This is a genomic window from Thioclava sp. 'Guangxiensis' (assembly GCF_045348365.1).
Taxonomy (GTDB): domain Bacteria; phylum Pseudomonadota; class Alphaproteobacteria; order Rhodobacterales; family Rhodobacteraceae; genus Thioclava; species Thioclava kandeliae.
Map to the genome: position 1 here is coordinate 2,587,691 of NZ_CP155822.1, position 22,223 is coordinate 2,609,913.

The window sequence follows — 22,223 nt, forward strand, 5'->3', positions numbered from 1 at the left end:
GAAAAGTTAACCTAAAACTGGTCAGGTATTTTGTTCAAATCCTCCTAAAGCTGTAACGATAGATCTCGCGCACATCTATAGAGAGACCATCATAATCTATATATTACAACATGTTAGAATAGTATTCTCCCTAGGGGTGAACGGACCGGCACGCCCCTCTCAGACGGGAAATCGGGCGCATCTTCCCAGCTATCCTGTCGAAATCGCTGCCGTTTCATGGAGAAATCGGGCGCCTGCATTAAGCACTTAACCAGCCCTGAAACCTGGTGTAGCTTTCCTTTGGTAAGGCGCGGTTCTGACAGGTGGCATTTTAACCATTTTATCAGTTCATGCTCCATTTTCCGGTGAAATCGCGTATTAAGAGTTCAGTAAGCAATTCGATCCCGTGGCCTGCGAAACGGCCCATTCCGCAAAATGCGAGGGGATAAACTCAAACTGGCAGGCAGGCGCCGCGCGCCGCCGCAGATCGCAGGAACGATGACGATGGAAAACGATACGAAGGTAGTGCACATGGATCTCTCGGCTGGCAAAGGGCGTCAGGTCGCCTCCGAGCTTCGCGCCTATTGGGAAGCGCTGCGTATGGGGCGCACCGTTCCGGCGCGTTCCGATATCGATCCGCGCGGCATCGAACGTGCGCTCGAATATGCCTTCATCATCGAACGGGTCGCACCGGGCATGGGCCGCTTCCGTCTGGCCGGTATGCATCTTAATGATCTGATGGGAATGGAAGTGCGCGGTATGCCGATGACCGCCATGTTCGAACCTGCTGGCCGCAAGAAGATCGCCGAAGCCACCGAAGCCTGCTTTACCGGCCCCGCGATTGCCGAACTTGATCTCATTGCGGATGACGGCATCGGCCGCCCTGCCCTGAAGGCCAAGCTTCTGCTGCTACCCCTGAAATCCGATCTTGGGGATATCAACCGCGCGCTTGGCTGCCTTGTGGCAGAAGGCGACAGCATCGGCCGCACCCCGCGCCGCTTCACTGTGGTCGATGCGCGCATTACCCAGATCGAACAGGGCAAACCGACCCCCGCCGAGCTGCCGCAACCCGCGCGCCCCGAGCTGGCAGGCTTCGCCGAACATGCGCCCCGCTTCGGTCACGCGCCGCGCAAGCCCGGCGTGCCGAACTCGGTGATCCCGCAGGCCCCGCGCGCCGATGCTCCGGCAGCGCCGACCACCCCCGAGGCGCGTCGCGCCATGTTCCGTGTGGTTACGAATAACGACTGATACCCGGGGTGGCGCCCCTTGCGGTCTCGCTAAAGCGCCTGGTCACTCAGATATCTTCAGAATGAAGCGAAGCCCTGACGCAGAATGCGGAGGGGCTTCGACCATTTGGGGCCAGCGGTTTTGCACGGCGCATGGAAAAGGGGGCCAGAGCCCCCCTTCCCGGTCTCGATATACGGCGCAAACAACAATCAGAGATTGCTGACGGCGCGTTGCTGGCTGCGGCGGTTCTGCAGCTCTTCCGCCACAAGGAAGGCCAGCTCCAGCGCTTGGTTCGCGTTGAGACGCGGATCGCAGGCGGTATGGTAGCGGCTCGACAGATCCTCGTCCGACACCGCGCGCAAACCGCCGGTGCATTCGGTCACATCCTTGCCGGTCATCTCGAAATGCACACCGCCCGGGATCGTGCCCTCCGCATTATGAACGGCGAAGAACTCGCGCACCTCCTGCAGCACCGATTCAAACGGACGTGTCTTGTAGCCACTCGCCGATTTGATGGTATTGCCGTGCATCGGGTCACAGGACCAGAGCACATTGGCGCCCTCTTCTTGCACCGCACGCACGAGACGCGGCAGATGCTCGCCCACCTTGCCCGCGCCAAAACGCGCGATCAGCGTGAGACGACCGGCCTCGTTATGCGGGTTAAGTTTGGCCATCAGCACCTTGAGATCTTCGACCGTGGTCGAGGGACCGCATTTCAGCCCGATCGGGTTCTGGACCCCCTGACAGAAGGCAACATGTGCGCCATCCGGCTGACGGGTGCGGTCGCCGATCCAGATCATATGACCCGAGCCCGCAACCGGCAGACCGGTCGTGGTGTCGGTCCGGCACAAGGCTTCTTCATATTCCAGCAGCAGCGCCTCGTGCGAGGTGTAGAAATCGACCGCTTTCAGCTCGGGCGCGGTTTCGGAGGTCACGCCAGCGGCGGCCATGAAATCCATCGCCTCGGTAATCCGGTCAGCCAGAACGCGGTATTTCGCGGCTTTTTCCTCATCGGTGAAGCTGGTGATCCAGCCATGCACACGATGGATATCGGCATAACCACCGGTCGAGAAAGCCCGCAAAAGGTTGAGCGAGGCGGCCGCTTGCGTATAGGCCTGAAGCATCCGGTTCGGATCGGGCACGCGCGCGGCCTCGGTGAAGTCGAACCCGTTGATGATATCGCCGCGATAGCTCGGCAGTTCGACCCCGTCGAGCGTCTCGGTCGGGGCAGAACGCGGCTTGGCAAACTGGCCAGCCATACGCCCGACCTTGACCACCGGAACTTTCGCCCCCCAAGTCAGGACGATGGCCATCTGCAACATGACCTTGAATGTGTCACGGATATTGTCTGCGCCGAATTCGGCAAAACTTTCCGCGCAATCCCCGCCCTGCAGCAGGAAGGCCTCGCCACGCGAGGCCCGTGCCAACTCGTCACGCAGACGACGTGCCTCGCCCGCAAAAACCAGAGGAGGCATCCGCGACAGCGACTGTTCGACAGCGTTTAACGCCGCGGCGTCGGGATAGTCGGGCATCTGCACCCGCGGTTTCGCGCGCCAGTCCGACTTTTTCCAACTCTGAGCCATCAGTTCCTCCATTCAGGCGTCGTAATTCAGGGCCGCTTTATAGGCCGGACAGCGCTAACAACAAACATATTTTATCCTGCTGCACAAAGTTTAGGCTGTGATGACAAAAACGGCACCTTGCTGCCGATTTGCTACGCGCTAACACCGAGCTTTCTCTTGCGGCCTCCGGCTATCGGTGATTGGGTCGGAGGCCATCAAAGATTGATGTGTGTGAGATGCGCAAAACCACCCCGAAAAGACTTACGGCCCGGCCCGCCCCCTCCTATGGCTCCCAGCGCCTTCCTGTACAAATCCGCGCGAAGCGGGTGGTTTTTCTGTTGCTTGACCGTTTTACGCTCATGGCATTCACCAGCGCGCTCGAGCCGCTGCGTCTGGCAAACCAGATCTCCGGCCAGCCGCTCTATGAATGGGTGCTTGCCTCCGAGAGCGGCACGACGGTGCAAAGCTCGAGCCGCGTCGAGATCAATGTCCATATGGGACTGACCGAATTGCAGCGCGAGGATACCATCATCGTCTGTGGCGGGATCGATGTGATCGAGGCCACTACGAAACCGGTGATCAGCTGGCTCCGGCGCGAGGCACGCAAGGGCGGCGTCGTCGGCGGGCTCTGCACCGGCGCGTGGGCGCTGGCCGAAGCGGGCCTCCTTGATGAACGCCGCGCCACCATCCACTGGGAAAACCACGACGCCTTCATCGAGGAATTCGACGAGGTAGACCTGGCCAAGTCCGTTTATGTGATCGATGGCAACCGGATGAGTTCGGCCGGCGGGACTGCGGCGCTCGATCTCATGCTGCGGATCGTGGCGCGCGATCATGGCGAGGCACTTGCCAACACGGTTGCAGATCAGCTGATATATACTTCTATCCGAACGGAAAAAGACAGTCAGCGGCTCTCCATTCCAACGCGCATCGGGGTCCGTCATCCCAAGCTTGCGCAGGTGATCGGGCGGATGGAAGCGAATATCGAGGAGCCGATCTCGCCTGCCAAACTGGCCACTGAAGTCGGCATGTCCACGCGGCAGCTGGAACGCCTGTTCCGCCGGTATCTCGACCGGAGCCCGAAGCGTTACTATATGGAGTTGCGGCTACAGAAGGCCCGTGCGCTCCTGATGCAGACCGAAATGTCTGTGATCAATGTGGCGCTGGCCTGCGGGTTCGCCTCGCCCTCGCATTTCTCGAAATGCTACCGTGCCCATTACCAGACTACGCCGTACCGCGAACGCGGTGCCTCCGGTGGCGCCCCGCTGGAGGCGATGCCCGACGAAGAAATGGCAATGGTCGAGGAACTGCCCATCGATATGGACTGGGAATTCGATGCCGAACCGGAAGATGAGAAATAAGATAAATATCGACCTTTAGAGCACTAATATTTAAAGTCTTTTTCTGTTTAATAAATGTCAGCCCGATGTCATTTGCCCGTTTTTAATGCAACCATTTAAAGATGTGAATATTCACCCATAAAGGCCAAAACTCTCGCTTCCCTTCGGCAGACTTCCCTTTTAACCTGATGATCAAATTAGAACACGTTCAGGGGAGAACTCTAATGCGCAACCTTCTTCTGGTATCGACGGCAATCGCCATGACCGGCACCGCCGCGCTTGCCGATGACGTCAAAATCGGCGTCCTTCTCGGCTTCACCGGCCCGCTTGAATCGCTCGCGCCCGGCATGGCCTCGGGGGCCGAGCTGGCGATGAAGGAAGTCAGCGATAGCGGAAAATTCATGGATGGTTCGACCGTTACACCGGTGCGCGGCGATTCGACCTGTATCGATGCCGGCGCGGCCACCTCTGCCGCCGAACGCCTGATCACCGCCGAGGGCGTGAAGGGGATCTTCGGGGCGATGTGCTCGGGCGCTACCACCGCCGTGCTGCAAAACGTCGCGATGGCCAACGGTATCGTCATGATCTCGCCCTCGGCCACCTCGCCTGCGCTCTCCACCATGGATGATGACGGGCTGTTCTTCCGCACCGCGCCGTCCGATGCACGGCAGGGCGATGTCATGGCCGACATCATTCTCGAGCATGACATCAAATCCGTCGCGCTGACCTATACCAACAATGACTATGGCAAAGGTCTGGCCGATAGCTTCCAGAAGGCCTTCGAGGAAAAAGGCGGCACCGTCACCATTTCGGCAGCACATGAGGATGGCAAAGGCGATTATTCTGCCGAAGTCGGCGCGCTTGCCTCGGCTGGTGGCGACGCACTTGTCGTGGCCGGCTATGTCGATCAGGGCGGATCGGGTATCCTTCGCGGCGCACTGGATGCAGGTGCCTTCGACACATTCGTGCTCCCCGATGGGATGGTGGCCTCCGCACTCGAACAGAATTTCGGCGACGAGCTTGATGGCTCCTTCGGCCAGATCCCGTCCTCGGAAGGCGAAGGCAAGGACAAGTTCCTCGAGATGGCCACGGCTGCGGGCTTTGACGGCAATCAGGTCTATTCCGGCGAATCCTACGATGCGGCAGCTCTGATCATGCTGGCTATGGCAGAAGCGAAATCGACCGATCCGAGCATCTATAAAGAAAAGATCATGGGCATCGCCAATGGTCCGGGCGAGAAGATCCTTCCCGGCCAGCTGGGTCACGCGCTTGATCTGATCGCCGAAGGCAAGGCCATCGATTATGATGGTGCCTCCTCGGTGAACTTCATCAACGGCGGCGAATCTGCGGGCACCTTCCGCGAGGTCGAAATCAAGGACGGCAAAATCGAGACGGTCAAATACCGCTAAGCCTGCCGACATCCAACGAACAGCCCGGAGCAGGATTCCGGGCTGTTTTCCGTCGCACCCGGATCAGGGGAAATAGGTCCGGTGCGAGCAACAAACGGGATAAAAAATGATAAGGGTTGAAAACCTGAAGAAAAGCTTCGGCGGTTTCCATGCTGTCGATGGCGTGTCGCTCGAGATTGCGAAAGGGTCGATCACCGGCCTGATCGGGCCTAATGGTGCCGGAAAATCCACACTGTTCAATGTGATCGCCGGTGTTCATAAGCCAACATCCGGGAAGGTCTTCCTGGACGGGCAAGAGATTACTGGTCTCTCGCCCGATGCATTGTTCCACAAGGGCTTGCTGCGGACATTTCAGATTGCACATGAATTCCCGTCGCTCACCGTGCGCGAGAACCTCATGATGGTGCCCGCGGACCAGAGCGGCGAGACCCTTCTCTCGGCACTGTTCCAGCGCAAGCGCATCCGCGAGGAAGAGGCCGAGCTGCGCCGCCGCGCCGATGAGGTGCTGGAGTTCCTGACGATCAGCCATGTCGCCGACGAGAAGGCCGGGAACCTTTCGGGCGGCCAGAAGAAATTGCTCGAACTCGGGCGCACCATGATGGTGGATGCCAAGATCGTCTTCCTCGACGAGGTGGGTGCCGGTGTGAACCGCACCCTTCTCAATACAATCGGCGATGCCATTGTGCGCCTCAATAAGGAACGCGGCTACACCTTCTGCGTCATCGAACATGATATGGATTTCATCGGACGGCTCTGCGATCCGGTGATCGTGATGGCCGAGGGCAAGATGCTGGCGACCGGCGCCCCCGATACGATCATGCAGAACGAGGCTGTGATCGAGGCCTATCTGGGCACCGGCCTGAAGAACAAAGCGGCTGCGGCCACGGAGGCACAATGAGCTTTCTCTCTGCATCCCAGATGACCGGCGGTTATGGCAAGGCGGATATCCTGCATGGCTGCACGCTGAACGTCGAAAAAGGCCAGATTGCAGTGATCGTCGGCCCCAATGGTGCCGGAAAATCGACCGCTATGAAGGCTGTTTTCGGCATGCTGCCCCTGCGCAGCGGTTCGGTCACGCTTGATGGCGACGAGATCACCAGCCTCAGCCCGCAAGACCGCGTTGGCCGTGGCATGGGGTTTGTGCCGCAGGTCAACAACGTCTTCCCGACAATGAGCGTCGAGGAAAATCTCGAGATGGGCGCCTTTACCCGCCGCGATAATTTCCGCGAAACCATCGAGCAGATCTATGACCTCTTCCCGATCCTGCGCGAGAAACGCCGCCAGAATGCGGGCGAGTTGTCGGGCGGACAACGGCAACAGGTGGCCGTAGGTCGTGCGCTGATGACAAAGCCCAAGCTCCTGATGCTCGACGAGCCCACCGCAGGCGTCAGCCCGATCGTCATGGACGAGCTGTTCGACCGCATCATCGATGTGGCCCGCACGGGTATCTCGATCCTGTTGGTCGAGCAGAATGCCCGCCAAGCTCTTGAAATTGCAGATGTCGGTTATGTTCTGGTGCAAGGTGCCAATGCCTATACCGATACCGGCCCCGCGCTTCTGGCAGATCCGGAAGTCCGCCGCACTTTCTTGGGGGGCTGAGAGATGAAACCACTTCTTGGTCTTGTTCTGGGGCTCGCCGCGAGTAGTGCACATGCCGAGGGACGCCACGATACGGTGCTGAGCTGCACATTCGACGACCTCAAGATCACCATCCGTCAAGACGGCGGTGAAGGGTTCGAATGGCTCGATACCCAGCGCTTCCCGCAGCCGGTCACGGCCCGCATTTCGCGCAGCGAGGACCGGATCACCGTCGCGCCCATCGGCGTCATGGATCTCGAGGTCACCATCACAATCGAGGCGCGCGACAAGGTCGCCCCCGATACGGCGGCCACCTATCACGTGTCCGGCATGGGCCTGCCCGCCGAGACATTGCACGGAACTTGTGAGGAACCGGTTTAATGGAAGCCCTCAACGCATTTATCGCGCTTGCGAATTACGTCATCATACCTGCGCTGTCCTATGGCTCGCAACTGGCGCTCGGCGCGCTCGGGGTGACGCTTGTCTACTCGATCCTACGCTTCTCGAATTTCGCCCATGGTGACATGATGGCCTTCGGGACCGGTGTCACCATTCTCGTCACATGGTTGTTGCAGGATGGCGGAATCGGTCTCGGGCCGCTGCCGACCGCCCTTCTGGCCCTGCCGATCGGGATCATCGTGACCGCAGCTCTGGCGCTGGCCACGGACCGCGTCGTCTATGCCCATTACCGCAAGATCCGTGCGACGCCGGTCGTGATGGTGATGGTCTCCGTCGGTGTGATGTTCGTCATGAACGCGCTGACGCGGATCATGATCTCGGTCCTGTCGGTGCCCGTGCTCGGGGCCAAGGACGCCGTCTCCGGTGTGGACGAGATCCGCTTTGCCGACGGCGAGAGGTTCCTGATCTCGGCCCGCCAGTTCAAGGATCTCACGGGGCTTGCCGAGCCTCTGGCCGTCCGCGCAAGCTCGGTGATCACCTTCGTGACGGCTCTCATCGTCATGGTGGCACTGTTCTGGTTCCTCAACCGCACCCGCGCCGGTAAATCCATGCGGGCCTTCTCCGATAACGAGGATCTGGCGCTTCTGTCGGGCATTGACCCCAAGCGCGTCGTCATGATCACATGGATCATCACCGCAGCGCTGGCCACGATTGCGGGCACGCTCTACGGGCTTGATAAATCCTTCAAGGCGTTCAACTACTTCCAGCTCCTTCTCCCTATTTTCGCGGCCACCATTCTTGGCGGCATCGGTAATCCGATGGGGGCGATCGTCGGCGGCTATATCATCGCCTTCTCCGAGATCGGCGTGACCTATGCGTGGAAGAAGGTCGCCACATACCTGATCCCCGGCTGGGAACCGAGCGGCCTGCTGCAACTCCTCTCGACGGATTATAAATTCGCCGTCAGTTTCACCATCCTGATCGCGGTGCTGATCTTCCGCCCGACCGGCCTATTCAAGGGGAAATCGATATGAGTTCTCGTCAAGCAGAGAGCGCAGCCGGCGGCGCGCTCCGCACACCCCTCCTGTTTGTGGCGCTTCTCGTCCTGTTCGGCATCGAAGCCGCCACCTCGGGCTGGAACGCGGCACTCGTCATCCTGAATATGGGGGTGATCAGCGCGATCATGGCGCTCGGGCTGAACCTGCAATGGGGCTATGCGGGGCTGTTCAATGCCGGAACCATGGGCTTCATCGCCTTGGGCGGGCTTGCACCTGTGCTGATCTCGATGCCCGCCACCCAAGGCGCGATGGGCGCAGGCGGCTGGCGAGTGCTGCTGGCGCTGGCTATCGCCGTGGCGGTGCTGGCTCTTTCGGTCCAGACTTGGAAGCAGCTTCGCAAAGGCGTGCGGGGGCTTGCGACAATCATCGTTCTAATCGTAGGCTTCTTCGTGTTCCGCGCCATATTCGATCCCGCCGTCAGCGCGGTCGAGGCGATCAACCCTTCGGCACAGGGCTATCTGGGCGGGCTCGGACTGCCGGTGCTTATGGCATGGCCTGTAGGCGCGCTTCTGGCCGCCATCGCCGCCTGGGCCATCGGAAAGGCTGCGCTGGGGCTGCGCTCGGACTATTTGGCCATCGCGACCCTTGGGATCGCCGAGATCATCGTCGCTGTCCTGAAAAACGAAAACTGGCTCGACCGAGGCGTGATGAATGTGAACGGTATCCCGCGTCCCTTCTTCATCCCGCGGGAGATCGACTTGCAGGCCTCGGCTGATTTCGTTGCACGGGCGGCAGATTTCGGGATGGATCCGGTTTTGGCCTCGACGATTTTCGTCAAGCTCCTCTATCTCGCACTCTTCGCAGTGGTGCTGATCATCTTTGTCGCTGGCACACAGCTCGCGCTCCATTCCCCTTGGGGGCGCATGATGCGCGCCATCCGCGAGAACGAGGTCGCCGCCAGCGCGATGGGCAAGAACGTAACCAAACGCCATCTGCAGATTTTCATCATCGGCTCGGCGATCTGCGGCTTTGCCGGTGCGATGATGGTGACGCTCGATGGCCAGCTGACGCCCGCCACCTACAACCCGCTGCGCTTCACCTTCCTCATCATGGTGATGGTGATCCTCGGCGGCTCCGGGAACAACTGGGGCGCCGTGCTGGGGGGGATCCTAGTCTGGTATCTCTGGATCAAGGCGGAAGCCTGGGGGCCGGAGCTGCTTCAACTCCTGACCTCGGGAATGGAGCCTGGCGCATTGAAGGACCATCTTCTCGAGTCAGCGGCGCAGATGCGGTATCTGGCTATGGGGCTTGTCCTGCTTGTGGTCTTACGCTTCGCCCCGAGAGGCCTTCTGCCGGAGCGCTAAACGCACAAAACCCCACCTATCCCAAATGGATAGGTGGGGTTTTCCGTATGTCCGCCCATCGAATACGCCGGATCAGGTCCGGATGACATCATACTCGCGGGCAATATTCCTGGTCTTTTCGCCCCAGATCGAATGGAGCAACCGTGCTTGATGCGCTTCGAGCGCCTTCTGGTCCATGAAACTCTCGCTCACGCGCCAGATCAGAGGGTCATCGGTTTCCTCGACCTCGAAAAGAAGACAACCGGGTTCTGCCTGTGTCAAAGCCCGATGCTGGGGAAGATAAAGTCTGACGAGCTCGGCCTCGTTATTATTCTTGCAAATCAGATGGCCACTGACATGGACCGGCATAGCGTTTCTCCTGGACGGCTGCTTCTCAATACCAGATGCGGGATAAGGTGGGCCTGTTCCAGAAGCTTGTCATCAAAAGCCGGCGCGACCAAGACGCCTTTTTGTGGTCGTGTCAGGCGCGAGGCATCGGCGAGATTACGATGCACATGGAAGAGATCCGCATGCACGGCCTGAATGGCTTTATAAAAGAGAAAGATCACCTTGCCATCAGGGGCCGTGACCTGCATCCGTATCCCCTGAAAATCGGTCATCACGAGGATCGGCGCCGCTTTCACCAGAAGCGGATCCAGAAATTCGGCCGCCTCACTTCCAGGCATATAGCGCGGGAGCCGGTCGATACTCACACGCCCCTGCACATAGCGCCCATAATAGTCCAGACAGCTCCGCAATTCACTCAGGCAATCGATCAAGCTGCGGTCAGCCTCCGCACGGTTATTGCGCGCCAGCCGCGCGCCATGCGTGAGCGCTTGGGTTATTGCGGCCCCGTCATCGCGCAGCATATGCTGCTCGAGGCTGCCATAAGCTTCTTCCAATGCACGAAGCCCCAACAGCATCCCGGACAGATGCATAGGCTTGCGGTTCAGTTCGACGAGTTTACTCAGATCACCATCCATCACATCCTCCTAGGGTTGCAAAGGTCCTAGGAAAACATGAAGGACAAATGGTTAACGGAAGCTAAAGCACAACCGTGAATTTATAAGCATCGTCATATTTATGGAGGCAATTCGCACAGAATGCTGCTTTAACCGGCACAGAATGCCACAGCTGCACATTACGCGCCGGGCTGTTTGTCCAGAAGATGGTCCATCGAGACCGAGGGCTGGCTGCAGCCCGCATCTCCCACGATGCGCGCCGGCACACCTGCCACGGTCTTGCAGGGCGGAACCTCGTCGAGCACCACCGACCCTGCGGCAATGCGAGAATTGTCCCCGACGCGGATATTGCCGAGCACTTTCGCGCCCGCACCGATCAGGACACCATTGCCGATCTTGGGATGGCGGTCTTCCTCTTCCTTACCGGTCCCGCCCAGCGTGACCGAATGCAGCATCGAGACATTGTCGCCCACGACGGCGGTCTCGCCGATCACGATGGAATGCGCGTGGTCGATCATCACGCCCTGCCCGATCCGCGCCGCCGGATGAATATCCACGCCGAACATCTCGGAGGTGCGCATCTGGACATAATAGGCCATATCCGGACGCCCCTGCGACCAGAGCCAATGCGCGATCCGGTAGGATTGCAATGCCTGATAGCCCTTGAAGAACAGCAGGGGTTGCATCAGCCGGTGGCAGGCCGCATCTCGCTCGTAGACGGCCACAAGATCGGCGCGCGCCGCCGCAATCAGATACGGAGCCTGAGCATAGGCCTCGTCGGCGATCTCGCGCAGGATCTGCTCGCTCATCTCGTTGGAGGCAAGCTTCAGCGAGAACCGGAAAGACAGCGCCCGCTCGAAGGTCGGATGATGCAAAAGCCCGGCATGGATGAGCGATCCGAGCAGGGGCTCGTTCTGCACCGCAGCCCGTGCTTCGGTGCAGATCCGTTCCCAGACAGGGTCGACAGCGGTGATTCTGGCTTGAAGCTCGGCCATGGGATCTCCTTTGCATAGCGAATGCGCCCGCGCCTCCACCCGCGTGCGTCCGGCATATTACCAGATGGAGGCGCCTCACGCATAAACCAAGTGCAAAACAGAAAAAAGTCCATAACGCCTTTTTCAGCCCCGTTATCAGCCCGCGAGCTGCAAGCGTGCGGCAAGCCCCGCTCCGTAAAGATCACTCAGCTGCGCCACCTCCAGCACCAGCTTCGGTGAGACCGCAAGATCCGCCGCACACTGTGCCTCCGTATAGCTCCAAGTCGCTCCAGCTGTCTCCGCCTCGCGCAGAACAGCGTCATTCTCCCCCAAAATCCTCACCCGATAGCGCTCCTGTGTCTCGCCGAGCGGCACCTCCTGTTCAAGCCACGCATCCCCATCGATCCGCGTCCGCCGGATCCAGCTGGCCATCCAGCCACCCCCCTGCGCCTCGATACGCAAATGGGCGGGCGCATAGGGGCGCAATCCGTTGCCCCTGAAGCTTTCGATCAGATGCAGATAGCTTGGATCGTCGTAGCTGCGCCGTGCGGAGCCCATACGGTAGTGGCGCGCGATATTACGCTGGCTCTGGGCGAGGGTAATCTGGTCCACCTGCCCGTCCAGCGCCACGACCACCGAGCCTTCCGGCCAGAGATCAGGCATGAGCGCGTCGCTGCCAAGCTGTCCACGCAACCGAAGGCTCAGATCATAGGTGTTCTCGGCAACGAGATTGGCGGTGGCGAACTGGAAAATCTCCCAATTACCGCTGCTGCCATCCCCGATGGCCATCACATTGGCGCCGGCCAGCACCTGCGCCTCGCTCACAGATTGCAACTCTCCCGATACGAGCTTGATCCTGAGGCTCGGTCCGCGATCCCATAGCCCTGCGCGCGCCGATGTCAGACCTCCCAACGTCTGGCCAATGCTCGCACGATTGCTGAGCGTGGAATTAAGTTGGTAATCGGAATCGCTTGATCCGTCATAAACGGCCACCGTTCCGGGCCATGGGCTGGCGGTGACAGCCAGATGGGGAGCGTAGGGCACCTCCTCACCGGTCAGTAATGGCAGATCCATGAACTGGGCGGTCACCGGAACGGGCGCATAGAACCGCGTCACAGAAACGGAGGCTTCGGCGGCATCGGACGGCTCATAAAGCCCCTCCTCGATACGAACTGCTTCCATTGTTGCCGCTCCTGCCAGATCCACACGGTCAATACGGTAACGGGCGCCCTCGATTGCCACGACATCTCCCGCTCCGATCCCCGTCAGGGAGGGCGGCAACGTGAAGCGGATTACATCGCGCGCCATCTGCGCCTCTGCCAGCCAGCGCTCCACAATCGCCACCGCTTGCGGTCGGTGGAGGGCGACATCCACCTCACTCGAACTATTGGTGCCATGGTCCTGGGATTGCGCTGATATCGCCTCGACGACGCGCGCGGTATATTCGCCCTCCGCCTCGACATAACCCAGACGCACGCGCCCCGACATTTCCGCCTCGGCCGCACGGGTCTGCGTTACTGAGCTGTCATCGTCACCAAGCGCCCAATTCGCCTCCTCCAGAACCCGGTCCACCTGCCCGCTGCGCATGACAAACCGCAGCAGCCCGTCGCGTTCGATCGCATCGAACCCGTATGCCAGCATCAGGCTTTGTAGCATTGCGCGCGGTGACTCGCCGGATTGTGCGATATATCCACGCACCGCGCCTCGCAGCCCCGAGACATCAATGGCCGCAAGCCCGCCCGCCTGACAAATCTCGGCCACCACACGCGACAGCGGCTGGGCCGTCGCCCGTCCCGACAGCCAATGCCCGCGACCGTAATTGGCCGCATCGGTCCAAAGATCATCGCGGGCCGGAAACTCGGGCCAGGGCCGCGCATCCCAGCACCAGATATGGGCCTTCGTCATATCGATCATCGGTCCGCCATAGACCGCCGAGACGGGATTGTGCAGCGCAGTCTGCCACCAATCCGTCATCGCCCGCAGATATTGCATCTGGATCAACTCGTCGCGCCGCCCGTTTGAATAATAGGGCAGCATGGATTCCGAACTTTTGGGATCGAGGAACTTGTTGGGCTGGTTCGTGCCCTTATCAATCGCCGCACAGCCAAATTCGGTAAACCAGATCGGTTTCATCTGCGGCAGCCACGCGGTCGGTGCGGTCGCCCGCACTCCATTGATCCGCGCGTAATGGCGGTTCTCCCACCAGCCCCGAAAATCTTTCGCCCGCCAGATCCACGGCTCGCCCTCGCCATCGGTAATCGGTGTGCGGATCTGCAAATCGCGGTGCGTATCGGTGGCATAATACCAGTCGTAATACTCGCCGCCTTCGATATTGCTTTGCAGATAGGCCAGATCATGGATCGCGGGCCATGCCGCATCGGCATGCTCCTCTCCCTCGCGCCAGTCAGACAGTGGCAGATAGTTATCGATCCCCACGAAGTCGATCGCCGCATCGCTCCAGAGCGGATCGAGATGGAAATAGCGGTTGCCCTCATGCGAGCTGTAACCGAAATATTCCGACCAGTCCGCCGCATAGCCGATCTTGCAGGTCGCGCCGAGGATCTCGCGCAGTTCTCCTGCCAGAACCCGCAATGCCTCCACCGCCGGAAAGCCATCCTCGCCATCACGGATCTGGGTCAGGGCACACATCTCGGTGCCCACGCAGAACGCATCTACGCCACCGGCCTTGGCACAAAGATGGGCATAATGCAGGATGAACCGCCGCATCGACCATTCCGCAGGCCCGCTATAGCCGATACCGTCATCCGTCGAAGGAAAGTCATCGGATGCGGCCTGCCCGAAAAATAACGCGACCTCATCGGCCGCCGCTGCGGTCCGGTCGGTCGTCCCCACGAGCCCCGGTGCCAGCTCTGTCGTGATCCGGCCCCGCCAAGGCAAGGCCGGTTGCTCTTCGTCGGGCGCCCAAGGGTTGGGTAGCGCGTTCCCCGCGATCTGCTCCATCAGGATGAAGGGATAGAATGTCACGAATTTTCCCGACGCCCGAAGCGACTGAATGGCCTCGATCACCGACTGATCGGTCGGCGTGCCACCATAAAGATCGCCCTCCGTATTATACGCGACCTTGCCCGCAGCCTGCCTCCCGATCCCCGACACGGACCAGGGCATATTCTTGCCCTCGCCGGTCAGTTCGTTTACCCGCGGGCGGATCTGGCAGTGGCCCGCGCGCAGATCGCTGCCGAACCACGATACCACGAGAGACACCGCTTGGCACGCAGGCAGATCCCCATCCAGCGCCTCGAGTGATGTCGAGAGATCGGTCTGCCCACCGGAAGCATTGAGGTTCATCACCTTGCTCGAGCCACCCTCCTCGCCAGAAAAGTAAACTGGGGTCGTGGCCAGCGAATATTCCCCCGTTCCGGGGATCAGCGCCACCCCTTCTACGCAGCTCTCGTAACCCTCGGGCTCGCCTTCGAGATCGGGATCGGCCGCACGGAACACCTCGAAGGTCAACTGCGGCACACGGTTGCCGAATTGCGCAAGCGCAAGATCCTCGAACACGACATAGGCAATGCCCCTATAGGCCGGTGCCAGCCCTTCCCCCTCGACAGCTTCGATTTTCGGATCGGGCTCCTGATCCTCGGATCCGGGATAGACGCGATAATCGATCCCCGCCGTATCGAGGATCTGGCCGTCGGCCCAGATACGGCCCACCCGCAGGATCTGCCCCTCGCAAAGCGCCAGCGCAAGGCTGACCGAATAGGCGTAACTGGTGGTCTTTACGCTCGAACCGGTCGCTTTACCGCTCTTCTGCGTGGAGGCACTCTCACGGAACCGTGTCGCCCAGATCACCTGACCCGCGAGCCGCATCCCGCCCCAGAGCATCGGCACGGGCGTCCCCTCACTGGCGGAGGACAACCGGAACTGGCTTACCTTACCTGTCTCGACACTCTGCGATCCGGTGCCCAGAAGCCGCTGGTCGATAGCCCGCCCCAAGGTGGCGCCGACAGCACGCCCGATCACCGCCCCAGACAGTCCCAGCACCGTGCCGCCAAAACCGCCCCCAATCGCGGCTCCTGCCGCGCCCAAAAGGATCGTCGCCATGATCTACCTCACATCCGGAAAGTCGAAACGCGCCACCAACCGGGCGCGCCAAGGCGACGAAAGCGTGTTTTCCACGACCCCGTGCCCGCTATAGGCGTGGATGAACCGCAGCGGCCCCCGCGCCGAGAGAAGCCCCACATGTTTGGCCACCGCCCGTGGCCTCATGCGAAACAACAGAACCTGTCCCGCGCGAAAGGGCTCGTCCGGTCCAAGGGGCACCAGATGACGCAGCGCCGCCTGCCAAAGTGCCTCGTCGTGACCGGTTTCGGCCCAATCGGCACTATAGGAACCGGGCGCTTCGGGCTCGGATCCATAGAGGCTGCGCCAGATCCCGCGGATGAGCCCCAGACAATCGGCGCCCGCCTGCGAACAGGAACCCTGATGGCGGTAAGGTGTGCCGATCCAGCTGCGCGCGAGCAGGACCACCTCTTCGCGCTCCGTCATTTGAAAAGGCTCCCGCCATCGTAATTGCCTCCTGTAACGGGATAGGACACCAGCCAGTCGTCACCCGGGATATGCGGGAAGCCTCGAAAATTAACGAAATTATTGAATTTCAAACGGCAGGTCTCGGCGCGCCGGTCGCAGCCTGCAGTGATGTGCACGGTATCGCCGCGCGCGACCTCGGCGCGCAGCGATTGCCACAACTCTACCACACGCGATCCATCAGCCGCGAACCTATCGAACTTGACGGCGCCGGAGAGCCCCTGCGCTGCGCCGTCCAAGACGCTCAACACTCCGCGCTCGAACCAGCGATCCTCGAACCCGGCAAGTGACGCCCATGTAAACCGTGTGGCTTCCTCGCAGATCTCGACCGTGGTCTCGACGACATACCCGATCTGGGCGGTATCAAACCGGCACTGGGCATCGCCCAGCACCGCCGCGCAAGCCGGATGGTAGACACGCCCGATCTGGTTGTTCAACCGGTCCGACAGCCCTCGCAGTTCAGCCTGAAACGCGCCCTCGCTTCGCGTCAGTTCGCCCAGATGGCCACGGAAGATCAGCGCGTTCTCGGCAGGCTCGGCCCAGTTGACGAGCCAGCTGCGTAGCTCGGCCCCGTCAAACCGGCCCGCGCGGATATCGGCCTCGGCGATCGCATCGGAGCGCAGCGCCGCAACGACATCGAAGTTATCGACCGAAAGCCCCGAGGTTTGCGCAAGTGCACTGGCCTCCATCCCCGTCTCGGGCTGAAAAGTGAGACCGCCAAATGTCAGTGGCCGGTCATGGTCGGTAAAGCCCAGCTCCACCCCGTCACGGCGGGTCAGCGCCCATGCGCGCGCGATGGTGGTGGCCTTGGTCTCCAGATGGGACTGGAACGCGGTGGAATAGCTCATAGCCGCACCTCCACCACCGGCACCTGCGGCACCTCGCCCGCCTGGAAAGACTGCACCGAGACCTGGATACGGTCGGTGTCGAACCGGACCGGCACATCGAACTCGAACCCCGCCGTCACCCGCGCGCCCTTGGCAGGCGGCTGGGCAAACGTGACCACGCCAGTTGCACTATCCACCGACCAGTCGATACTTTCGGATTGATAGCCGCCCTGCACGCCCACCATAACAGTCCCGCCGACAGGTTTGGTGATCGGGCGGGAATAAGTGATCTCGCCCGAGCGATAGGTCTTGGCCAGCGGGAATGTCGTGGTCGCGCCATCGCCCAGACCGATCAGCTGATCCTCGTAGCTCAGCGCGCGGCTTGCAGGCGCCGACCGGTAATCCGCCCAATCCTTCCAGCGGAACCCGTGCAACTGTCCCGCGCGTGCCTCGAAAAATGCGAGCAACGCCTCGACATCATCAAGCGAGCGTAGCCCGACGCCCGCATCATAATGGCGCCGAGAATGCGCCCAAGGTGAATTGCGCTCCTCATAGCCGCTGGCAAGGGTAACGATCTCGGTGCGACGCTCCGGCCCGCCGACCGAGCCAAAGCTCAGACTGGCGGGAAAGCGGATCTCGTGAAAGGCCATGCTATCCTCCGTAAACTGCCTCGAAACGGCTCACATCGTTCTCGACCCGCGCGAGAGCGCGCGGCTCATCTGTGCGGCCATCTGCGCACGCGAGCGGCTGAAGCCCGACACGTCGGGAGTGGTCACATTCATCGTGACATTCACCGCCCGCCCGCCCTGCGCCTGCACGCCAAGCCGGCCATCGGCCCCACGGGTCAGCGGCATGATCGCCTCCGGCCCCGCCTCGCCCATCAGCCCCAAGCCGCCCCGCATGGCAAACCCCGTCGCCTCGGACACAACCCCGCCCTTGGCGAAAGCCCGCACCTTGCCCGAGGAAAACGCCCCGCCATTGGCAAAGGGCATCAGCCCGCCCGCCAGATTGGCCACGCCGCTCGCCAGAGTGCTGCCCAGCGTGTCGCTCACCGGTTTGACGGCCGCCGAATAGACCGCATCCGACATGCTCTCCGCGACCGAGCGCAGCGCGCTCGACAGGCTCGCGCCATCAAGGATCACATCCTCGAAAGCGCTACTGATGCTCGTGGAGAATTTCCGCGACAGCGTCCCCATCTCGCGGGTCGTCAGGCCCATACTCTCGCGCAGTCCGGTCAGCTCGCTCGTAAAGACGCCAGTCAGGCTGCCGACATTGCCCAGCACCGTCTCGAGCGTCTCGGCGCTCTCGCTCAGCGCATCGAAATCCGTCTCATCCATTGGTCTCTCCTTTATCCGGCCTGTGGTCGGGGAAGGCGCGTGCCAGCTCCTCGAGCCGCGACCGCGTCAATGGGCGCATGCGCGGCACATCCCCCAGCATCAAAGCCAGTTCTGCCGGCGTCAGGGCCCAGAACTCCTGCGGGCGCAAACCGAGCCCCTTGATCCCTGCCCGCATCAGCCCCGGCCAATCCAGCTGCCTGTCTGTCATGCGCTTTGGTCTTCGGGGCTGCCGAAGGCACGCGCAAGTAGCCGCGCGGCCAGCTGGGCGGCTTCCACCGGCCCCGACCCGATCTCGACCGCACGCAGATCCTCGGCACGGCCCCGCCAGCCGCCGCCGCGCAATCCCGCCACCACAAGCGCCAGCACATCGCGGCTCGAGAAGCGGCCCGCCTCGAACCGCGTCACCAGATCCAGCATCGTCTCGGCGCCCATCTGCGCCTCGAGTTCCGCCAATACCCCAAGCGTCAGCTTGGCCACATGCGGCACTCCGTCGAGCGTGATCTCGACCTCACCGGCCCACGGATTTGCCATGTCATTCATCGCTCAGCTCGACAAAGCTCAACGCCCCCGCCGAGGCCATCGCCATCTCGTAGGTCGCCTCGCCATCATGCGCACCGGCATATTCGATCGACGAGATTAGGAACGGCCCCTGCACGATCCCGAAACTCGGGATAATCACCTGAAATTCGGGAATCTCGCCGTCGAAGAAAATCTGCCGCGCCCGCGCATCGGTATCGGCATCGCGGAACACGCCCGACCCCGAAATCGCAGCCGAGCGTACGCCCGCTCCGCCCAAGAGTTCACGCCAGCGCCCCTCGCTTTCAAGCGATGTCACATCGACCGTTTCCGCGTTGAAGCTGATCCGCGTGGCGCGCAGGCCCGCGATGGTCTGGAACTGCCCGTCTCCGCTGAGATCGAGTTTCACCAGAAGGTCTTTACCGTTCTGAACTGCCATTTTTCACTCCTAGAAATGTATGAAGGGCCCTGCAAAGAGCCGATGAGGTCACTCGGATGCCAGATGGGCGCGGAAGGTCAGATCGATCCGGCGGGTGGCATTGGTGCCGACGCGCCGCGCCTTGGCCTTGCGGAACCACAGCCCCGAAACACGCCCTGTCTCCAGTGTCAGGCCGGTGCCGGTCAGACAGGCTGTCACCGCCTCGGCCAGACGCTTCGCGGCCTGAAATCCTGCCGCATCGGTCACGACCGAAACGATGAAATCATGGCGCGCAATGGCCCCGCTCCGATCCGAGATATCGAGCACATCCTCCGGGCCGAGGCTCACATAGATGCCCTCTGCCACGCCCACAGGCTGTGCATCATAGATCGCGCCACCGCTCAGCTGCGCCACCAGCTCATCGGTCGCCAGCGCCTGATAAAGGGCCATCTGCAACGAGGACGCCATAAGATAGCTCATGTCACGACCTCCTCGCGGCTGAAGCAGCGCAGATAGCCCGGCTGGTCATCCGCAACCGCCAGAATGCGGAACACCCGGGCCCCCAACCGGAAGCGCTGATTGGCCACCGGCCTGCGCGGCGAGGTTGGGAGGGCCGAACGCACCGTAATGCTGACCGAAACGGCGGCGATCACGCGCAACTGGTCGGCCCGTTCGGTGCCCGTGCCGAAATCGAGCGCGGCCCAGATCTCGCCCAGCTCGACCCATGTCTCGATCAGACCACCCGCACCATCGGGCACGCTCCGGGGCTCTTCCAGCACCAGACAGGTAGACAGGTTCGGCACGCTCATGACCTGCGCCCCTTCCCGCCAAACAGACGCACCACGCGCCATGGCTCGATCAGGCTGCTGACACCAAAGGGCAAGGCTCCGCTCTGCTCGCTCTCGTGGCGATGCTCGAAATAATGCGCCGCCAGCAACATCACCGCCTGACGCAGATCGGGCGGCACCGTCTCCCATGCCGTGCCAAAGCCTGCCTCGACAGTGATCTCGATCATCCCGCCATGCTCGACCTGCGGAAACGCCGCCCCCAGCGCCAGAAGCACCGGACGCACGCCATCGGGCATCAGCCGGTAGGACGCTTCCTCCAGCACCGTCAGCCCGTCATCCGCCCCGCGCAAGGCCACCTGCGTGACCGAGGAAAGCGGTGCCAAAGGCAAAGGCTGCGCGTCGGGATTGGCCCAATGGCGCAGATGGAACAGGAAAGCGCGCGACAACAAAGCCTTGGAGATCCGCTGCTCGATCAATGCGATCGCCGCGCGCAAATAGGCCTCGAGCGCCACATCCTCGGCACCGACATCGGAAAACCCGCTCCCCAGCCGCAGGTGATCGCGCAACTCCGTAATGGGAAGCCGGTCGCTGGCGACCGGCGCAACTTCAGTCAACATCAAAGCACCTCCGGAAATCTGGTGGATGACGCCCGCATCCGCGCGGGCGCCATCTCGGACAGACGCCGCATTCCACCATCCGCTCGGACGGAGGGAGCAGCTAGGCGGACGGCAGAACACCGCGCCTGCCCTTACCCGGACCGAAATCCGGATCGGGAAAGCGCCGCCTCAGCGCCGCCTATGCGCCTCAGGAAACCGCAAATTTCAGAAGCTTGATGGCCGCGAAATCGCTGACATCGCCGCCCACACGCTTGGAGGCGTAGAACAGCACATGCGGCTTGGCCGAGAAGGGATCACGCAGCACGCGCAGATCGGGGCGCTCGGCAATGGTATAGCCCTGATTGAAATCCCCGAAGGCAATCGCATAGGCATCCGCCGCGATATCGGGCATATCCTCGGCGATCAGCACCGGATAGCCCATCAGACGCGCGGGCTCGCCCGCCGCCAGACCGTCGGACCACAGGAAGCGCCCATCGGCATCCTTCATCTTGCGCACGGCGCCTGCGGTCTTCGAATTCATCACGAAGCTACCATTGGCGCGGTATTCCGCCTCGAGCGCATAGACCAGATCGACCACCGCATCCGCCGCAGCCGTTGCCGAGAAATCGCCCGCCACGCCGGTCGCAATATAGCCAAGGCTCCCCCAGGCCCAGTCGTCATTGGCGATCGCCGGATGCGCAAGGAAACCCTTGGGCTTGTCCGCCCCGTCGCCATTCACGAAAGCCGCAGCCTCCGCGCGGGCGAACCGGTCGGCGATGCGGCCCGCAAGCCAGCCCTCGATATCGAACGCCGCATCGTCGAGCAGGCGCTGGCTGGCCTTGGGCATGGCCGAGAGCTCGTAGAGCGGGATCGAGATCCGGTCGATCTGCGGCGTGGTCGTCTCGGTAAGGTTCGCGGTCTCCGACGCCCAGCCCGAGCCCATCTCACCATGATCGACCAGCACGTCGAAACTCGTGGCCTCGACCTGCACCACATTGGCGATCATCCGGATCGAGGCGGTCGAGCGCAGGATCGAGCGGATGGTCTCGCTTGTCTGCGGATCAACCAAATAGCCGCCCTCGGCCGCCACAGCGGTGTTCAGGTCCTTGGTCTCGATGACCAGACCGCGCAGCCCGTCATCATCACCCGAGCGCAGATAGGCATCAAACGCCTTCTGATGGGGGGCGGTCTCTTGCGCTGCATGTGACAGGGCCGGACGGAAAGTGGTGGATTTCGTTTGCAACATGGTCAGACGCTCTTCCTGTTTTTGAATGCGTGAAGTCATTTCGTTCTGGAAGCCCTTTGCTTCCTTGACGAATTCGTTAAGGGCCGAGTGCACCTCGGCCACGATCGGGGCCCCGTCGGACATGGCTGTCCGCTCCCCAAAGACGTTTTTGTCGGGGGTCATTGTCTCTCCTCAATTTT

The 22,223-nt window shown here is 61.5% G+C and carries 24 protein-coding genes; 8 read left to right on the forward strand and 16 right to left on the reverse strand.

Going from position 1 to position 22,223, the window contains the following annotated elements; all coding sequences use genetic code 11:
• Positions 1-483 precede the first annotated feature (483 nt).
• Positions 484-1,227: a PAS domain-containing protein gene (locus ABEB22_RS12825; RefSeq protein ID WP_339112490.1), complete on the forward strand. Its 744-nt coding sequence runs from the start codon at positions 484-486 to the stop codon at positions 1,225-1,227.
• 188 nt (positions 1,228-1,415) lie between these two features.
• On the opposite strand, the gene ABEB22_RS12830 is transcribed toward ABEB22_RS12825, so the two are convergent.
• Positions 1,416-2,789, reverse strand: coding sequence for a class II 3-deoxy-7-phosphoheptulonate synthase (locus ABEB22_RS12830; protein ID WP_339112489.1), 1,374 nt, complete (start codon positions 2,787-2,789; stop codon positions 1,416-1,418).
• A gap of 215 nt (positions 2,790-3,004) precedes the next feature.
• Here ABEB22_RS12830 and ABEB22_RS12835 point away from each other — a divergent pair, with 215 nt between their 5' ends.
• From ABEB22_RS12835 to ABEB22_RS12865, 7 genes are all read left to right on the forward strand, one after another.
• Positions 3,005-4,129: a GlxA family transcriptional regulator gene (locus ABEB22_RS12835; RefSeq protein WP_350934020.1), complete on the forward strand. Its 1,125-nt coding sequence runs from the start codon at positions 3,005-3,007 to the stop codon at positions 4,127-4,129.
• Positions 4,130-4,332: 203 nt separating this feature from the next.
• Positions 4,333-5,517 (forward strand): ABC transporter substrate-binding protein, encoded by a 1,185-nt coding sequence (locus ABEB22_RS12840; protein WP_406870487.1) that lies wholly within the window; start codon positions 4,333-4,335, stop codon positions 5,515-5,517.
• Between the two features lie 106 nt (positions 5,518-5,623).
• Entirely contained in the window at positions 5,624-6,415 is a 792-nt protein-coding gene (locus tag ABEB22_RS12845) for an ABC transporter ATP-binding protein (RefSeq protein WP_406870488.1), read from the forward strand.
• On the forward strand, positions 6,412-7,116 hold the full coding sequence (locus tag ABEB22_RS12850) for an ABC transporter ATP-binding protein (protein WP_406870489.1): 705 nt from the start codon (positions 6,412-6,414) through the stop codon (positions 7,114-7,116). Before ABEB22_RS12845 ends, ABEB22_RS12850 begins: the two co-directional genes overlap by 4 nt.
• Before the next feature lie 3 nt (positions 7,117-7,119).
• Positions 7,120-7,476: a hypothetical protein gene (locus ABEB22_RS12855; RefSeq protein WP_406870490.1), complete on the forward strand. Its 357-nt coding sequence runs from the start codon at positions 7,120-7,122 to the stop codon at positions 7,474-7,476.
• Positions 7,476-8,528, forward strand: a complete 1,053-nt coding sequence (locus ABEB22_RS12860; RefSeq protein ID WP_339112483.1) for a branched-chain amino acid ABC transporter permease — start codon at positions 7,476-7,478, stop codon at positions 8,526-8,528. Before ABEB22_RS12855 ends, ABEB22_RS12860 begins: the two co-directional genes overlap by 1 nt.
• Complete coding sequence (locus tag ABEB22_RS12865; protein WP_406870491.1) at positions 8,525-9,856, forward strand: branched-chain amino acid ABC transporter permease; 1,332 nt, start codon at positions 8,525-8,527, stop codon at positions 9,854-9,856. The genes ABEB22_RS12860 and ABEB22_RS12865 overlap by 4 nt, the downstream gene beginning before the upstream one ends.
• Positions 9,857-9,928: 72 nt before the next feature.
• Here ABEB22_RS12865 and ABEB22_RS12870 read toward each other — a convergent pair whose 3' ends face one another.
• The 15 genes from ABEB22_RS12870 to ABEB22_RS12940 form a co-directional block, all read right to left on the reverse strand.
• Positions 9,929-10,204: an antibiotic biosynthesis monooxygenase gene (locus ABEB22_RS12870; protein WP_339112481.1), complete on the reverse strand. Its 276-nt coding sequence runs from the start codon at positions 10,202-10,204 to the stop codon at positions 9,929-9,931.
• Positions 10,177-10,818: a hypothetical protein gene (locus ABEB22_RS12875; RefSeq protein WP_339112480.1), complete on the reverse strand. Its 642-nt coding sequence runs from the start codon at positions 10,816-10,818 to the stop codon at positions 10,177-10,179. The genes ABEB22_RS12870 and ABEB22_RS12875 overlap by 28 nt, the downstream gene beginning before the upstream one ends.
• A 158-nt stretch (positions 10,819-10,976) precedes the next feature.
• Complete coding sequence (gene cysE, locus ABEB22_RS12880; RefSeq protein ID WP_339112479.1) at positions 10,977-11,792, reverse strand: serine O-acetyltransferase; 816 nt, start codon at positions 11,790-11,792, stop codon at positions 10,977-10,979.
• A 135-nt stretch (positions 11,793-11,927) separates the two neighbouring features.
• A complete protein-coding gene (locus ABEB22_RS12885) occupies positions 11,928-15,833 on the reverse strand; it encodes a glycoside hydrolase TIM-barrel-like domain-containing protein (protein WP_406870492.1) in 3,906 nt (1,301 codons plus the stop codon).
• Positions 15,834-15,836: 3 nt separating this feature from the next.
• On the reverse strand, positions 15,837-16,277 hold the full coding sequence (locus tag ABEB22_RS12890; RefSeq protein ID WP_406870493.1) for an NlpC/P60 family protein: 441 nt from the start codon (positions 16,275-16,277) through the stop codon (positions 15,837-15,839).
• Positions 16,274-17,164, reverse strand: coding sequence for a DUF2163 domain-containing protein (locus ABEB22_RS12895; protein ID WP_406870494.1), 891 nt, complete (start codon positions 17,162-17,164; stop codon positions 16,274-16,276). The genes ABEB22_RS12890 and ABEB22_RS12895 overlap by 4 nt, the downstream gene beginning before the upstream one ends.
• Entirely contained in the window at positions 17,161-17,793 is a 633-nt protein-coding gene (locus tag ABEB22_RS12900; protein ID WP_339112475.1) for a DUF2460 domain-containing protein, read from the reverse strand. Before ABEB22_RS12900 ends, ABEB22_RS12895 begins: the two co-directional genes overlap by 4 nt.
• Positions 17,794-17,823: 30 nt before the next feature.
• Positions 17,824-18,480 (reverse strand): phage tail tape measure protein, encoded by a 657-nt coding sequence (locus tag ABEB22_RS12905; RefSeq protein WP_350934047.1) that lies wholly within the window; start codon positions 18,478-18,480, stop codon positions 17,824-17,826.
• Complete coding sequence (locus ABEB22_RS12910; RefSeq protein WP_406870495.1) at positions 18,473-18,688, reverse strand: rcc01693 family protein; 216 nt, start codon at positions 18,686-18,688, stop codon at positions 18,473-18,475. Before ABEB22_RS12910 ends, ABEB22_RS12905 begins: the two co-directional genes overlap by 8 nt.
• The gene (locus ABEB22_RS12915) at positions 18,685-19,011 is read right to left on the reverse strand and encodes a gene transfer agent family protein (protein ID WP_339112472.1); all 327 of its coding nucleotides are present in this window, start codon (positions 19,009-19,011) and stop codon (positions 18,685-18,687) included. The genes ABEB22_RS12910 and ABEB22_RS12915 overlap by 4 nt, the downstream gene beginning before the upstream one ends.
• Before the next feature lies 1 nt (position 19,012).
• On the reverse strand, positions 19,013-19,435 hold the full coding sequence (locus tag ABEB22_RS12920) for a phage major tail protein, TP901-1 family (protein ID WP_339112471.1): 423 nt from the start codon (positions 19,433-19,435) through the stop codon (positions 19,013-19,015).
• A 48-nt stretch (positions 19,436-19,483) separates the two neighbouring features.
• Positions 19,484-19,894: a DUF3168 domain-containing protein gene (locus ABEB22_RS12925; RefSeq protein WP_406870496.1), complete on the reverse strand. Its 411-nt coding sequence runs from the start codon at positions 19,892-19,894 to the stop codon at positions 19,484-19,486.
• Positions 19,891-20,223 carry a head-tail adaptor protein gene (locus ABEB22_RS12930; protein WP_339112469.1) on the reverse strand — a complete coding sequence of 111 codons (333 nt, stop codon included), beginning with the start codon at positions 20,221-20,223 and terminating at the stop codon, positions 19,891-19,893. Before ABEB22_RS12930 ends, ABEB22_RS12925 begins: the two co-directional genes overlap by 4 nt.
• Positions 20,220-20,819, reverse strand: a complete 600-nt coding sequence (locus ABEB22_RS12935) for a head-tail connector protein (protein WP_406870497.1) — start codon at positions 20,817-20,819, stop codon at positions 20,220-20,222. Before ABEB22_RS12935 ends, ABEB22_RS12930 begins: the two co-directional genes overlap by 4 nt.
• A 187-nt stretch (positions 20,820-21,006) precedes the next feature.
• On the reverse strand, positions 21,007-22,206 hold the full coding sequence (locus ABEB22_RS12940) for a phage major capsid protein (protein ID WP_406870498.1): 1,200 nt from the start codon (positions 22,204-22,206) through the stop codon (positions 21,007-21,009).
• Positions 22,207-22,223 lie beyond the last annotated feature (17 nt).

Coding starts and splice junctions, on each gene's coding strand:
- ABEB22_RS12825 (WP_339112490.1), top strand. CDS start 484: ATGGAAAACGATACGAAGGTAGTGCACATGGATCTCTCGGCTGGCAAA.
- ABEB22_RS12830 (WP_339112489.1), bottom strand. CDS start 2,789: ATGGCTCAGAGTTGGAAAAAGTCGGACTGGCGCGCGAAACCGCGGGTG.
- ABEB22_RS12835 (WP_350934020.1), top strand. CDS start 3,005: ATGCGCAAAACCACCCCGAAAAGACTTACGGCCCGGCCCGCCCCCTCC.
- ABEB22_RS12840 (WP_406870487.1), top strand. CDS start 4,333: ATGCGCAACCTTCTTCTGGTATCGACGGCAATCGCCATGACCGGCACC.
- ABEB22_RS12845 (WP_406870488.1), top strand. CDS start 5,624: ATGATAAGGGTTGAAAACCTGAAGAAAAGCTTCGGCGGTTTCCATGCT.
- ABEB22_RS12850 (WP_406870489.1), top strand. CDS start 6,412: ATGAGCTTTCTCTCTGCATCCCAGATGACCGGCGGTTATGGCAAGGCG.
- ABEB22_RS12855 (WP_406870490.1), top strand. CDS start 7,120: ATGAAACCACTTCTTGGTCTTGTTCTGGGGCTCGCCGCGAGTAGTGCA.
- ABEB22_RS12860 (WP_339112483.1), top strand. CDS start 7,476: ATGGAAGCCCTCAACGCATTTATCGCGCTTGCGAATTACGTCATCATA.
- ABEB22_RS12865 (WP_406870491.1), top strand. CDS start 8,525: ATGAGTTCTCGTCAAGCAGAGAGCGCAGCCGGCGGCGCGCTCCGCACA.
- ABEB22_RS12870 (WP_339112481.1), bottom strand. CDS start 10,204: ATGCCGGTCCATGTCAGTGGCCATCTGATTTGCAAGAATAATAACGAG.
- ABEB22_RS12875 (WP_339112480.1), bottom strand. CDS start 10,818: ATGGATGGTGATCTGAGTAAACTCGTCGAACTGAACCGCAAGCCTATG.
- cysE (WP_339112479.1), bottom strand. CDS start 11,792: ATGGCCGAGCTTCAAGCCAGAATCACCGCTGTCGACCCTGTCTGGGAA.
- ABEB22_RS12885 (WP_406870492.1), bottom strand. CDS start 15,833: ATGGCGACGATCCTTTTGGGCGCGGCAGGAGCCGCGATTGGGGGCGGT.
- ABEB22_RS12890 (WP_406870493.1), bottom strand. CDS start 16,277: ATGACGGAGCGCGAAGAGGTGGTCCTGCTCGCGCGCAGCTGGATCGGC.
- ABEB22_RS12895 (WP_406870494.1), bottom strand. CDS start 17,164: ATGAGCTATTCCACCGCGTTCCAGTCCCATCTGGAGACCAAGGCCACC.
- ABEB22_RS12900 (WP_339112475.1), bottom strand. CDS start 17,793: ATGGCCTTTCACGAGATCCGCTTTCCCGCCAGTCTGAGCTTTGGCTCG.
- ABEB22_RS12905 (WP_350934047.1), bottom strand. CDS start 18,480: ATGGATGAGACGGATTTCGATGCGCTGAGCGAGAGCGCCGAGACGCTC.
- ABEB22_RS12910 (WP_406870495.1), bottom strand. CDS start 18,688: ATGACAGACAGGCAGCTGGATTGGCCGGGGCTGATGCGGGCAGGGATC.
- ABEB22_RS12915 (WP_339112472.1), bottom strand. CDS start 19,011: ATGGCAAATCCGTGGGCCGGTGAGGTCGAGATCACGCTCGACGGAGTG.
- ABEB22_RS12920 (WP_339112471.1), bottom strand. CDS start 19,435: ATGGCAGTTCAGAACGGTAAAGACCTTCTGGTGAAACTCGATCTCAGC.
- ABEB22_RS12925 (WP_406870496.1), bottom strand. CDS start 19,894: ATGAGCTATCTTATGGCGTCCTCGTTGCAGATGGCCCTTTATCAGGCG.
- ABEB22_RS12930 (WP_339112469.1), bottom strand. CDS start 20,223: ATGAGCGTGCCGAACCTGTCTACCTGTCTGGTGCTGGAAGAGCCCCGG.
- ABEB22_RS12935 (WP_406870497.1), bottom strand. CDS start 20,819: ATGTTGACTGAAGTTGCGCCGGTCGCCAGCGACCGGCTTCCCATTACG.
- ABEB22_RS12940 (WP_406870498.1), bottom strand. CDS start 22,206: ATGACCCCCGACAAAAACGTCTTTGGGGAGCGGACAGCCATGTCCGAC.